Genomic DNA, 12,746 nt, shown 5'->3' with positions numbered 1-12,746 from the left:
CGACCGGCCGTGGAAGCGAGGGTTCCTGGGGTTCTCGTTCACCCAGGAGCGTAAGCCCCGTGTCCGTCTAGCGGCTAAGGCTCGTGAGAGGTTCCCCGGAAGGATCCGCGAGATCACCGGCCGCAGCAACGGCAGGAACATGGGACATAGGATCTCCGCGCTGAATGTCTGCCTCCGGGGTTGGATGGGTTGCTTCAGGATGGCTGAGACCCCGAGCGTCTTCCACGGGCTCGGCGAATGGATACGGAGACGGCTGCGGATGTGCCTGCTCGGGCAGTGGAAGAGGCCCTTGACCAGGCGTCGAAACCTCGTCGCCCTGGGCATTCCAGAGGATTGGGCTAGGAACATAAGCGGGTCCCGCAAGGGGTACCGGAGGCTTGCGCTCACTCCTCAGTTGAGCAAAGCCCTCGGCCTCGCCTACTGGCGAAACCAAGGGCTCCTGAGTCTATCGGATCTCTACAGCTCGTATCGTTAGTCTAATGAACCGCCGTATACCGAACGGTACGTACGGTGGTGTGGGAGGACGGGGGCTAGCCGCCCCCTTCTACCCGATTGGCAGAGGTATCGGGAGGGGGATGGGCATGCGTGACAAGTACTTCTTTGAGGACATCGAATCCAGGTGGCAGTCGGAGTGGGAGCGGGAGGGACTTTACAAGGTCACGGAGGATCCGAACCTGCCGAAGTTCTATCTGCTAGAGATGTTCCCTTACCCATCTGGACGGGTCCACATGGGTCACGTGAGGAACTACTCCATAGGCGATGTCGTGGCCCGGTATCTCACCATGAACGGCTGGAACGTTCTGCATCCGATGGGTTGGGACGCATTCGGGCTTCCCGCTGAGAACGCCGCCATCAAGCACGGGATTCACCCCGCGAAATGGACTGAGGAGAATATCGCCCACATGCGTTCTCAGCTGCGGAGAATGGGCATCAGCTACGACTGGGACCGGGAAGTCGCATCGAGTCACCCCTCCTACTACAAGTGGACCCAGTGGCTATTCCTCCAACTCTACCGGAAAGGGCTGGCCTACAGGAAGAATCAGAAAGTCAACTGGTGCCCTTCGTGCGCCACTGTGCTCGCGAATGAGCAAGTGGTAGCAGGGCTCTGTGAGAGGTGTGACACCCCGGTCACAAAGCGCTCTCTGGAACAGTGGTTCTTCCGAATTACGGATTACGCCGACAGACTGCTGGCCAACCTGGACACCCTGACAGGATGGCCAGACAAGGTCAAGACAATGCAGAGAAACTGGATCGGCAGAAGCGAAGGCGTTGACCTGGACTTCGTCGTGCCGGAGACCGGTGACACGATTACAGTCTTCACCACCAGACATGACACAGTCTACGGAGTCACCTACATGGTGCTCGCCCCCGAGCACCCGCTCGTGAATAGACTGATTGCCGGGCGGCCGAACCAGGACGCGCTGAGACGGTTCGTGGACAGGATAATCTCTCAGGATGACATAGTCAGGACCGCAGAGGACATGGAAAAAGAAGGCATGTTCACCGGGGCTTACGCTGTGAACCCGGTCAATGGAGAGAGGATTCCCATCTGGATCGGCAACTACGTGCTGCTGGAGTACGGGACCGGTGCGGTCATGGGAGTCCCCGCCCACGACGAGCGCGACTTCGAATTCGCCCGGAAGTTCGGCCTTCCGGTGAGAGTGGTGATAAACCCTCCAGGCGAGGAACTGGACGGAGACACCATGACAGAGGCCTACACGGGTGACGGAGTCCAGGTCAACTCGGAGCGGTTCGACGGGATGCCCTCGGCCCAGGCCAAACCGGCGATGAAAGACTTCCTCGAGTCTACTGGAAAGGGCCGGCCTGCGGTCAGGTACAGGCTGCGTGACTGGCTGATCTCCAGGCAGCGGTTCTGGGGCGCGCCCATTCCGATCGTCTACTGTGACCGGTGCGGGATCGTCCCTGTGCCGGAGAGGGATCTCCCAGTTCTCCTGCCTACGGATGTCAGATTCATGCCGACAGGGCAATCCCCACTTCTGGAGAGCCCCGAGTTTGTTAACACCATCTGTCCTGAATGTGGCGGCCGAGGCAGGCGAGAGACAGACACGATGGACACCTTTGTCTGCTCGTCGTGGTACTTCCTCAGGTTCACATCTCCTAAGACAGACACAGGCCCGTGGGACCTGGATCGGGTGAACTACTGGATGCCGGTGGACCAGTACATCGGCGGTGTGGAGCACGCCATCCTGCACCTGATGTACGCCCGGTTCTTCACCATGGTCATGCACGATCTAGGCCTGGTTAACGTGGATGAGCCGTTCCAGAACCTCCTCACGCAGGGCATGGTAACTCTCGGAGGTTCCAAGATGTCCAAGTCCAAGGGCAACATCGTGGACCCTGATGAAATCATCAACACCTATGGGGCCGATACAGCGCGCCTGTTCACCCTGTTCGCCTCGCCGCCCGAACGTGACCTGGAGTGGAGTAACGAGGGTGTCGAGGGATCATCCAGGTTCCTCCAGCGTGTGTGGAGGCTTGTGTACCAGTTCCAGGAGGCCCGAGATGTCTGCCCGACGCAACGCACCGGCCCGAACAGACTCACCCGGCAGCAACTGGCACTCAGGCGGGCGGCGCACGCAGCGCTCAAGAAAGTCACGGAAGACATATCCCTGAGGTTCAACTTCAACACAGCGATCGCGGCTATCATGGAATTCGTGAACTCCGTCTACGAGCTGAAGGATGAAGTGATGCAGCAGCCGGGTGGGGCAGAGGTCATGGCAGAAGTCATTGACCTGCTCATCCTGATGCTGGCACCGTTCTCGCCGCACATTGCCGAGGAGCTGTGGCACGAGACAGGCCACCGTGAAAGCGTACACAGGCAGAGGTGGCCTGCGTACGATCCGGACGCCCTGGTGCTGGAGACTATCGAGATAGCAGTTCAAGTCAACGGGAAGGTCCGCGACCGTGTGGTGGTCCCTGCCGAGGCTGACCTCACCGAGATCATGCAAGCCGCGATGAGCTGTGACCGGGTAACGCAGGCCGTGGGGTCGAAGGAGATCAAGAACACCATACTCGTGCCAAAGAAGCTCCTGAACATCGTAGTGGCCTAGTATCAGTCCCGCGGGCGAAATCACTCTTGGTGCTCGCCTGATCGCATGATGTCCGTATCCCAACATCATGGTAGGATCCGATCGAGGCCCGGCGATCCACCACAGGCCGGTGTGCCTCGGGAGGGAGCACCATGAGTTCACGGCGTGCGAGCACGATCGCGATGCTCCTGGCGGCAGTGGCCGTGCTTGGGTTGGCTGCTGCACTGTTCCGCCAGGCACACCGTCCGGCGGTGGTGGTTATCGAAGGCAGCGAAGATGCCGGTGGGCACTCGCCCGGGCCGGGAGGACCCGACCCGGGGCAGATGCCTGACGGGCCCCCACCGGCGGATGTCCCCCCTTTGCCGGGCGTGGCCTATGCCGCCGCGAGGCCAGCATACCCCGAACCTGATCCAGCCTCCCCATCTCGATCTCAGACGCTTTCGTTTGCCCACTCTCCAGCCCCGGCCATAGTTGTACACGTGGCGGGATGCGTTGCCAACCCAGGGGTGTATTCACTCCCCCCTGGGTCTCGCGTGGCAGACGCGGTCGAAGCTGCCGGGGGCGCAGCGGCCGGAGCCGACACCGATTCAGTGAATCTCGCCTTGCCCATCTCCGATGGGGAGCAGATCTTCATACCCACACAACCCGGGCTGTTGTCGCCCCAACCCAGCCACTGCGTGGCCGAGGTCCGCGGCAGGGCCGACATCTCAAGGTCCACCCCAACTGCTGAGACCCCCGGCCCGAGACTCGTCAACATAAACACGGCGGGCCCCGAGGAGCTCGCAACCCTGCCCGGAATCGGCCCCGCTTTGGCCGCACGGATCATTCAGTACCGCACGGCTTCAGGCCCGTTCCTCTCTCCCCGTGATCTGATTTGCGTCTCCGGAATCGGTGAAGCCAAGCTCGAAGCGGTACTTCCTCTGGTCACAGTCAAGTAGATGCGCGGACTTGTCGTTCCCGTTTTCCTCACTGCTTACGCAGCGGGAATCCTTTCGGGGCTCTGGAGGGTCCCCACCGGCTTGGTCTGGGTCCTGGCTCTTGTGCTGATCGCCGTGGCCGCGACCACAGGGACGACCCTGCGATTGTCCGTTCGGTTCAGGGCCGGGTTTGCCTGGGCCGCTCTCTGCATCGCGGGATGGGCTGCCGGGGATCTAGCTGTCTGTCATATAGACCGAGGGGCCATGATCTCGGTCGCTCGGTTTGCCGGAACCGAGGTCACGGTGTGTGGGATTGTGGCAGACGTCCGCACGGTCCCACGAAACTCGCAGGTGGTGATATCCACGAAGCGAGTCGGCGTGGGGGACGCGCTGTTGCCCGCCACCGGAGGGCTCAGGATCAGGCTGGGTCACACAGACTCTTCTGCAGATGTTGCAGACCTGCGTGTGGGAGACACGGTCCTTGCAAAGCTCCGTCCCGAACTCCCTCCGCGCGCCATGAACCCGGGCGAGCCTGATTTCCGGACCATCCTTCTCAGGTCGGGTATCCACGTCACGGCGAGGGCAGGCCTGTCCGACATCACATTGGTCGAGCGGGGCCGCCCTGGCATGCTCACAGGCCTCGGCCTCTCAGTGCGTGAGCTGGTATCGAGGACGGCGGGGATGACCCTCGCGCCGGCCCAGCGAGACCTATTCCTCGCAATGGCATTAGGGGATCCGGACATTCTCGACGGCGAGACCCTCGAGGCATTCAGGCGCGTGGGCGCGGGGCACCTGCTTGCGGCGTCGGGCCTCCACGTCGGGCTTGTGATCGGAGCGACGCTGGGCATTGCCCGGCTCATGCATCTGCCGGTCGGAATTGCCAACACCCTCGCCGCGTGTGCGTCACTCATCTATGCCGCTGCGGCGGGCATGAGGACCTCCGTCGCCCGGGCGTGCTTTGTGTTTCTGCTGTCCTTGGCCGGATCCATGTTGGGGAGGAGGGTCAGGCCCCCAAACCTCCTGGCCGTGGCGGCGCTGGCACAGCTCTTGGCGAACCCACTTCTCCTGGGTGACCCCGGGTTTCAGATGTCCTACATGGCCGCGTTCATCACTGTAACGGTAGTGCCCCGGCTGGCAGCGCTATTGCCGGCGAGGCTCAACAGGTTCATTCGCTGGTGTGTCGTTTGTCTCCTCGCCTCCGCCTGCATCCACGCGGTACTGTGGCCGGTGGTGGCCAACATGACCAACCAGGTCGCGACAGTGGGCCCACTAGTAAACCTGGTGGCCTTACCCCTCGCCACCATTGCTCTCTGGCTTGGTTTCGTCGGATGCGCGCTCTGCACAGTCTGGTCGCCGATGGGAGTGGCCGTAAACCAGGTGTCGGGCACGGCTCTCGAGGCCCTGGGCAGGTTTGTTCTGTGGTCTGGTAGGGAGGGCTGGACGACTGTCTGGGTCAGGTCCCTGACTGGTCCAGAGATCGGCCTCTACTATCTTGGTGTCTTGATCATCATAGGTGCTCTCTTCCGTCCTGCTGTCGGCCTCCGGGCCCGGAGGATTCTCACCCGCCGCCTGACTCGAGCCCTCGCTGTGGTCACTGCAGGTGCAGTAATATGGGTGGCCGCCCCTCGCCCGTTCCGGATGGTCTTTCTCAGTGTGGGACAGGGGGATGCCATCTACGTCCGCTCCACCTCGGGGCAAGTCATGCTCGTTGATGGAGGGGACCAGTACGCCGGGGAGAGACATGTCCGGCCGTTCCTACGTAGGCAGGGAGTCGGCACGATCGATGCCGTGGTGATGACCCACGGGCATTCGGACCATGCCGGGGGATTGCCGCGCGCCATGGAAGGAGCAAGGGTGGGGGCCGCGATAGTCCCCGCTGGGCAACCCTGTTCCAGATACGCCCTGGAGTTCATCAAGGCAGCAGAGCGCTCTGGGGCGGTGACGGTTGCCGTTGCTTCCGGTCACACAATCGCGTGGGGCGGCCTATCGATCCAGGTTCTGAATCCACCGCGACCGGGTGCACCAGCCAGACTGGATGCGAATGAGGCGTCAATTGTGCTTAGGATCGAGTTTCGGGGGTTCTCCGCCCTGCTGTGTGCGGATTCGGGCCACGCATTCGAGGCCCGTGCTCTGAGGGCGGGTGTGCCCCGCACACTCGTTCTCAAAGTTGGGCACCATGGCTCTTCCGGTTCCTCCGGCCAGAGGTTCATCGAGGCGGTAGCACCAGAGTCCGTCGTGGTCTCCGTTGGGAGAAACGCGTATGGGCACCCATCCGAGGCAGTCTTGGCGCGGCTCGCTGCTGCCGGCGCCCGGGTGCTCAGGACGGACGAAGTGGGGGCGGTGACAGTGACATTCTGGCCGCTCCTCCGGAAAACCCTGATATCCGACATGCGCGCTGTCTGGAACAGGTCACCGATGTTTCGAGGTTTGGAGAGTCTTTCGAAATAGGTAGGGGACGAGAGGAGTGTAATCCTCTTCGTCGAATACGAGCCAGCAGACAACCACGTGAAAGGGGGAAACCCCGCGCGCGGGACGCGGCGCGGGGGACAACTTGAAGCGGCTCTTGATCCTTGTCCTTGCGAGCCTTGTGATGCTCGTTGCTTGCACGTTCGGCTCGTCTGTTGCGGCCCAGGGCAAGACCACGGTCACCTTCTGGCACGCTATGGGGGCCCAACTGGGTAAGACCCTGGACTCCCTGGTTGCCGAGTTCAACGCGCAGCATCCCGACATCGTTGTCAAAGCCGAGTACCAGGGGAACTACGGTGCCCTGAGCCAGAAACTCGTAGGCGCGCTGGTGGCCCGCAAACCTCCTACCATGGCGCAGGTGTACGGCAACTGGGTTCCGGAGTACATCTCCGGCAAAGAAGTAGTCCCCATCGAGAAGTTCGTACGCGGGTCGAACGGCATGTCCCAGCTGGAGATCGACGATATCTGGGAAGGCCTCCGTGCGGCCTGCACCTTTGACGGCGTCTGGTACACCATGCCGTTCAACAAGAGCGTCTATGTGCTGGTATACAACAAAACCGCCTTCCAACAGGCAGGCATCGCGTCCCCTCCCGCTACCTGGCAGGAGTTCCTCACCGCGGCCGACAAACTCACAGTCAGAGAAGGCGACAAGATCACCAGGTACGGCGTGGGGTTGCGGCCCTTTATCGACATGTTTGCGTGCTTCTATTTTAATGCAGGTGGAGAGTGGATGGACGCCGCGGGCAAGGTCGCCGTGGCGGGCCCTGCTGGAGTCCGCAGCCTGCAGTTCATGGTGGACCTTCTCAACAAGTACAAGGTGGCATACTACATCCCGGGATACCTCGATGCTGATTTCGGGGCAGGGAAGGTCGCGATGTACTTCACTTCCTCCCCAGGCCTGAGCTATACCGATGCCGCCGTTGCGGGCAAGTTCGAATGGGGTGCCGCGCCCCTCCCATATCTGGAGCCGAGGTACAGGTCCACCCCTGTCGCCGGGACCGACCTCGCGATATTCGCAAGAGCCTCACAACGGGAACAGGAGGCTGCGTGGGAGTTCATCAAGTGGCTCGTCGAGCCCAGGCAGACCGCCAAGTGGGCCATCGGAACCAGCTACATTCCGGTGCGGAAGTCCGCCGTGCACCTCGACATGATGAGGGAGTTCTTCCAGCAGAACCCCAGGAACGAGGAGAGCCTCAAGCAGCTCCGGCACATAAAGTACGATCCCAATATCGCAGCCTGGAACAATATCAGGAACGATATCTCCGAAGCTGTTGAGAAAGCCTTCCTTGGGAAAGCCACACCCCAGGAGGCCCTTGATGCCGCGGTCATGAAGGCGAACGCTCGGTTGAAGTGAGTCGCAGTAAGCTTGGCATGCCAGCCCGGGGTCGTCGACCCGAGGTGACCGACCTCCCCGGGCTTGCGCTTGCCTGAAAGGAGGCTCCTCATCATGAACTCATCACGGCTGGCGCGGTTCCTCTCGGTCGCGTGCATCTCCTGTGTGATGGTGGTTTCTGCCCTGGTGGCGCCGGCAGCCGGAGCCCGGCCGCCGGTGAACCACTACTTCGGGATCCTCCACGCTCATACTGCCTACTCAGACGGTGCGCTGACCCCATCTGATGCCTTCACACATGCGCGAGATGTGGCCGGCCTCGATTTCCTCGCCACCACGGAGCACGGGTACTACATGCAGGAGGAAACGAACATAATCCTCTGGCACAAGAGCCTGGAAGAGGCGGAGGAGTTCTACGAACCCGGCGTCTTCGTTCCCTTCATCGGGTTCGAATGGACACACTCATCCGGCCACGCAGGGGGGTACGGAACTCCTCTTGCGGCATCCCGGGACAACCAGCGGAGCCTTGCGGAATTGATAGAATTCCTCGCGATGTATGACGGGTTCGGGATGTTCAACCACCCCGATTACGAACTACAGCCAAACTGGGACGACTTCGCCTACTCGGGCCGGGCGGACAGGTACATGTGCCTGCTCGAGGTAGGGAACGGCCCATACTCCCACAATATCCGAAATGAGCGTGCTTACATCCGTGCCCTGGACCGGGGCTGGAAGGTTGGGGCGACGAGCAACCAGGACAACCACCGAGCCGACTGGGGTACCGCGGCGGATACCAGAACTGCGGTGCTCGCATGGGAATTGACCCGGGAGGCAGTCTATGATGCACTCCGCAGCATGAGGACATACGCCACTGAGGACCGGAACGTCAGGGTGATCTTCGAGTCCGATGATGTGCTCATTGGTGGGACGGTGACCCTGAGTGCTCCCGATCTCCTCCGCGGTGTGGGAATCCCGTTCACTATCAGAATCGACGACCCGGATCCGGACGATTGCCTCGACACCGTGCAAGTGATCGGAAGCGGCGGGAAGGTAGTGATGGAATTCGCAGGTCCGGGGTGCGGGCATTTCGAGGTGACATTCGATATCGTCCCCGAAGAGTCATACAACTGGTACTATGTTCGCGCGGTTCAGAAGGACAAGGATGTCATTGTCACCAGCCCCATCTGGGTTGCCAGTGAGGCGGACATCACAGTGTGCGATTTCGCAGTCGCGGATCCCATGGTAACCGAGGGGGTTCCCACGCGGGTCCTCGCTGAGGTCGTCAACAGGAACGACAGTCCCCTGCAGCGTGTCGAAGCACACTTGTATGTCACACGGCCCGGGGCGCGCGATCGACTGCTCGTGGGGTCGACAGTCGTGAGTGTGCCGGCCGGTGCCGGAACAGAGGTGCGGTTCGAATGGGTGCCCGACGCTCATGGTGACGCAGGCCTCGAGATGGAGATCGTCATCCCCGGAGGCGCTGCCCCGGAGAGATTCATCGGCAAGCAGGTTCGAGTTCACCCCGCGGGACTCCCCAAGGTGTTAGTGGATGAAGGTCACAACAACCGGTATTCTGGCTACCTCGACGCCTTTCTCGATCTGCTTCGTGCGCACGACTACGACGCCCGGTCTATCAGTGCTCGTATCACCGCAGATCTTCTTGCGGATTATGACGTACTCGTGATCACGCTCCCCGAGGTCGGATTCTCTCTGGGGCCCACTGCCTTTGAAGACGCGGAACTGGACGCGGTCGTGTCTTTCGTCCGTGACGGCGGGGCGCTTCTTCTGGGGGCGTGGTCATTTGGGCAGGATGGCTCGAGATCGGTGAGTCAGTTCAACGAGATCCTGGAAGGCCTTGGCGCACCGGTTCGTTTCGGGTACGATGAGATCAGGCATGACGCGAAGACTCAAGTGAAGATGGAGTTGTCTTCTGGAGGCACGGTGTACGTGTCCGAGGCATGTGCACTGGCAGGACCGGAGTTCGGTGCGCTGCCCGTTCCCGGCATGCAGGTGCTCGCCCGAGCCCCGGGTTCGGCCACCAACGTTGACCTGGAAGGGGAAGGGCGGTACTATCCGTACGCCCGCGCCCCTGTGGTTGCGGCTTCATTTGAGGTGGGCTTGGGCCGGGTAGTGTGCGTAGGGGCGCCCACTTTCTCCTCCCACGATCTTGTGCGGCCGGGTTTCGAGAACTCGGCATTCACACTTGGGGTAATGGAATGGCTTGCGCGAAGGGAGCTGATGCGCCAGTGAGACGATCACGCCGGTCTGGGCCTGTTCTGGAATCAGCGGAGGCCTACCTGTACCTAGCTCCTGCACTCGTGATCCTTCTTGTGTTTCACTTCATGCCTGCTTTCTATGCGGCTTACATAAGTCTGTTCGATACCAACCTGATCGGCCGATGGAACTTCGTGGGACTCGGCAACTACAGGGACCTCCTTCACGACCAGGACTTCCTGCAGGCGCTTCGCAACACCGCAGTCTACGTGCTCGGCACGGTGCCAACCGGCATGGCCATAGCACTCGGAGTCGCCTGGTTGCTGAACCAGAAGGTCCGGGCTCTGGCCTGGTTCCGCACAGCATACTTCCTCCCTTACGTCACTCCGGTGGTCGCCATCTCGATCGTGTGGACCTGGATCTACAAGGAGGACACGGCGGGACTACTCAACGCCTTGCTCGGGCCGGCCGGCATCTCACCCCAGGCATGGCTCCTCGATCCGAAGTGGGCCATGTTCGCCCTGATTCTCATGAGCATATGGAGGCATCTCGGGTACAACGTCGTGATCTTTCTCGCGGGGCTGCAGAACATACCTCACGAGTACTACGAGGCAGCGGCGATCGACGGCGCCAGGGGATGGACTATGTTCAGCAAGATCACATGGCCGCTCCTGTCACCGACCACATACTTCGTGGCTATCATATCGATAATCGGGTCTTTCCAGGTGTTCACTCAAGTCTATGTCCTTTGGCCCTCGGCGGGCGGTGGGCCACTTGGGACGACTCGAGTCGTTGTGAAGTACCTTTATGACATGGGCTGGGGCTCTTACAAGTTCGGCTATGCTGCCGCGATCGGGTACGCTCTGTTTGCCATCATATTCGTGCTCACCCTCGCGCAGCGGAGCGCTCTGGGCGGGCGCGTCCATTATCAGTGAGGAAGAGGGGCAGGTGAGGTGAGCGTGCGAAGATCGGTCCAGATGCCCATCGTCTACGTCCTGCTCGCCGTGGGCGCAGTTGTCATGCTCATGCCGTTCTACTACATGCTGACCACGTCCGTCAAAGCTCCTGAGGAGCTCTACGTGAACCGGCTGGTATGGGTTCCCTCCAAGATCATCCTTGAGAACTACCGGTCGGCATGGGAGGCCGACCCCAACTTCCCGCGGTACTTCCTGAACAGTGCCCTCGTGGCCACTCTGACGACCACGCTGCAATTGGCTACATCTGCTTTGGCAGCGTATGCGTTTTCGAGTCTGAGCTTCTTCGGTAAGGAAGTTGTGTTCATGGTGCTTTTGGGCACGATGATGATACCGGACCAGGTCACCCTGGTCCCAAACTACGTGATCGTGTCCCGCCTTGGCTGGATAGACACGTACTACGCCTTGATTGTGCCGTGGACTGCGAGTGTGTTCGGCATCTTCATTATGCGGCAGTTCTTCCAGACAGTGCCTCTCGAGCTGTGGGATGCGGCGCAAATTGACGGGTGTGGCAGGCTCGGGTATCTGGTGAGGGTGATGATTCCCTTGGCAGCTCCGGTGTTCGTCACATCCGGACTGTTCACGTTCATTGGAGGCTGGAACTCGTTTCTCTGGCCCCTCATCGTCACGAATTCGTCGGGCATGCGCACGATACAGGTGGGGCTGTCTCAGTTCAACCAGGAGTTCGGCACTGTCCCAAACCTGCTGATGGCTGCGTCGACCATGGCTATTGCGCCACTGGTGGTGATCTTCTTCGCGGCGCAGAAGCAGTTCATCCAGGGGATTGCCAGGACAGGCCTGAAGAGCTGAGCCTTGGATTCGGAGGGAGCGACGTTGGATCCGGAGATCCAGAGGGCAATCAAGACGGGGCGGTTCACCCCGGTCTACCTTCTCTACGGTGAGGACGACTACTCGAGAGACCGGGCGGCCGAGGCACTCGCAAGGGCGATGGAACAGAGGTCAGCCGGAGCGGACACAAACGTGTTCGATGCCGCGGAGGCGGCAGTGGACGACATCGCATCGGCTGTGCTTACTGTGCCCATGTTTTCAGGAACCCGGATTGTCATGGTGGGCAGGTTCGACGAGATGCGCACCGAGGACCAGGCCCGGTTGGTTCGCCTCCTCCTTGGAGGCCCAAAACGGTCCGATTGTCCCGTCCCCCCCGACACTTTCGTGGTGATCCTTTCAGGTTCGAAGGCCGCTCCCCGCAAGGAAGCTCAGGCGGGCGGGGAGAACATCACGGTCTGCGAGTTCCGGAGGGCGTATGAGCGGGACGCGAGGAGGTTCATATTCGACCACGCCCGGGAGATGGGGATCAAGATCGACCGTGAAGCGGCGGAGCTCCTGTACGATCTGATTGGGACAGACCTCAGGGCGCTCGCTGGCGAGATGGACAAATTGCTTCTATATGTTGGGCCTGGGCGCCGGGCCATCACAGAGGAGGATGTGCGGCAGGCGGTTGGACGCGGGGCTACTAGGTCGGTATATGATTTCTGTGACGCTGTGGCCGACGGCGACCGGGCCCGCGCTGCATCTGCCCTGAAGGACCTGAGGGTTCTGAGCAAGGCTTCACAGCTGATCCAGAGTGTGCTTGCAGGGCACCTCCGCCAGCTGATCGAGGCCAGGGATGAACTGGACCGGGGGAGGAGCGATGAGGAGGTTGCGCAACACATCACCCGCACCACCGGGAAACCTGCTTTCGTGGCGAGGAAGATAGTGGCCCAGGCCCGACGCCTGAGTCAGGTCAGGCTGGCGCGCATGGTCTCGCGGCTCGCCAGGTCCGATTGGGAGATCA

9 protein-coding genes are annotated in these 12,746 nt (G+C 61.2%); all 9 read left to right on the top strand.

Features of this window, described 5'->3' with window-relative positions:
* The coding region (locus NUW23_08560) for a group II intron reverse transcriptase/maturase (GenBank protein ID MCR4426221.1) at positions 1 to 475 on the top strand (475 nt) is incomplete at its 5' end.
* 106 nt (positions 476 to 581) lie between these two features.
* The gene (gene leuS / locus NUW23_08555) at positions 582 to 3,071 is read left to right on the top strand and encodes a leucine--tRNA ligase (protein MCR4426220.1); all 2,490 of its coding nucleotides are present in this window, start codon (positions 582 to 584) and stop codon (positions 3,069 to 3,071) included.
* A 131-nt stretch (positions 3,072 to 3,202) separates the two neighbouring features.
* Positions 3,203 to 3,988 carry a helix-hairpin-helix domain-containing protein gene (locus NUW23_08550; GenBank protein MCR4426219.1) on the top strand — a complete coding sequence of 262 codons (786 nt, stop codon included), beginning with the start codon at positions 3,203 to 3,205 and terminating at the stop codon, positions 3,986 to 3,988.
* A gap of 81 nt (positions 3,989 to 4,069) precedes the next feature.
* Positions 4,070 to 6,415: a DNA internalization-related competence protein ComEC/Rec2 gene (locus NUW23_08545; GenBank protein MCR4426218.1), complete on the top strand. Its 2,346-nt coding sequence runs from the start codon at positions 4,070 to 4,072 to the stop codon at positions 6,413 to 6,415.
* A gap of 103 nt (positions 6,416 to 6,518) precedes the next feature.
* Positions 6,519 to 7,787 carry an ABC transporter substrate-binding protein gene (locus NUW23_08540; protein MCR4426217.1) on the top strand — a complete coding sequence of 423 codons (1,269 nt, stop codon included), beginning with the start codon at positions 6,519 to 6,521 and terminating at the stop codon, positions 7,785 to 7,787.
* Positions 7,788 to 7,880: 93 nt separating this feature from the next.
* Entirely contained in the window at positions 7,881 to 10,013 is a 2,133-nt protein-coding gene (locus NUW23_08535) for a CehA/McbA family metallohydrolase (GenBank protein ID MCR4426216.1), read from the top strand.
* Positions 10,010 to 10,912: a sugar ABC transporter permease gene (locus NUW23_08530; GenBank protein ID MCR4426215.1), complete on the top strand. Its 903-nt coding sequence runs from the start codon at positions 10,010 to 10,012 to the stop codon at positions 10,910 to 10,912. The genes NUW23_08535 and NUW23_08530 overlap by 4 nt, the downstream gene beginning before the upstream one ends.
* An 18-nt stretch (positions 10,913 to 10,930) precedes the next feature.
* Positions 10,931 to 11,761 carry a carbohydrate ABC transporter permease gene (locus NUW23_08525; GenBank protein MCR4426214.1) on the top strand — a complete coding sequence of 277 codons (831 nt, stop codon included), beginning with the start codon at positions 10,931 to 10,933 and terminating at the stop codon, positions 11,759 to 11,761.
* 24 nt (positions 11,762 to 11,785) lie between these two features.
* Positions 11,786 to 12,746: DNA polymerase III subunit delta (gene holA / locus NUW23_08520; protein ID MCR4426213.1), on the top strand; the 961-nt coding region annotated here is incomplete at its 3' end.

The sequence above is a fragment of the Bacillota bacterium genome, from assembly GCA_024655925.1.
In the GTDB taxonomy this organism is placed as follows: Bacteria; Bacillota; DTU025; order DTU025; family JANLFS01; genus JANLFS01.
Note: the sequence above shows the minus strand (reverse complement) of the source record. Positions and strands in the feature narration are given on the sequence as shown.